Source organism: Nonomuraea lactucae (assembly GCF_003313395.1).
Classification (GTDB): Bacteria; Actinomycetota; Actinomycetes; order Streptosporangiales; family Streptosporangiaceae; genus Nonomuraea; species Nonomuraea lactucae.
On record NZ_QNFZ01000399.1, the window covers coordinates 1 to 958 of the forward strand.

Here is a 958-nt window from a genome sequence, read left to right on the forward strand (position 1 = left end):
CCTGCGCCTCCCGCCTGGCCGCCGAGGGCGCCTGCGTCGGCGTCCTGGACGTCCGTACGGCCGGCGCCAGGGCCACGGCCGCCGCCATCCGCGGCAGGGGCGGCACGGCCACCGCTCTGACCTGCGACGTGTCGGACGAGAAGCAGGTCGCCGCCGCGCTGGCCGAGCTGCTGACCTGCTTCGGCCGCCTGGACGTCGTCCACGGCAACGCCGCGGCGCTCGGCCGCGAGGTGTACGGCCGCGACGGGCGCCTGGAGACGCTGGACGCCGAGGTGTGGGACCGCACCATGGCGGTGAACCTGCGCGGCGCGTTCCTCGTGATCAAACATGCCGCCCCGCGGATGGCCGACGGCGGCGCGATCGTCCTCACCTCGTCGGTGTCCGGCCTGACCGGGGACGTGGACCACCCCGCCTACGGCACCTCGAAGGCCGCGCTGAACGGCCTGGTCCGCTACGTCGCCACCGCGTACGGCCCGCGCGGCATCCGCTGCAACGCCGTCGCCCCCGCCCTGGTGCTGACCGACGCCGCCCGCCTCGCCCTCGGGCCCGGACGGCTCGCGGACAAGGCGGCCGAGCGGCTGCTGCCCTGGGCGTGCACGCCCGGCGACGTGGCGGACCTGGTCGCGTTCCTGGCCTCCGACGAGGCGCGCTGCGTCACCGGCCAGACCGTCGCGATCGACTGCGGCACCCTCGCCCACCGCCCCGAACACGCCCTCCGCCAGTGGCGCCAGGCGTCCGACTGAAGGGCGGCACTTGCCCCATCCGTCCGTCGAGTAGGAAGCTGTCGCACGAGATCGGCGGACATCGGCGGACAGAGGGGGACAAATGGAACCGGTGGCGGTGGGCCTGGTAGGAGCGGGGCCGTGGGCGGAGATGGCGCACGCGCCGATGCTGGCCGCCGGCCCGCACACCCGGCTGGCCGGGGTCTGGGCCCGCCGCCCGGAGGCCGCCGCCCGGC

General features: G+C 76.4%; 1 protein-coding gene. It reads left to right on the top strand.

Annotated elements, in window-relative coordinates:
• On the top strand, positions 1-743 hold a 743-nt coding region (locus tag DQW85_RS22180), incomplete at its 5' end, for an SDR family oxidoreductase (protein ID WP_162795224.1).
• Positions 744-958 lie beyond the last annotated feature (215 nt).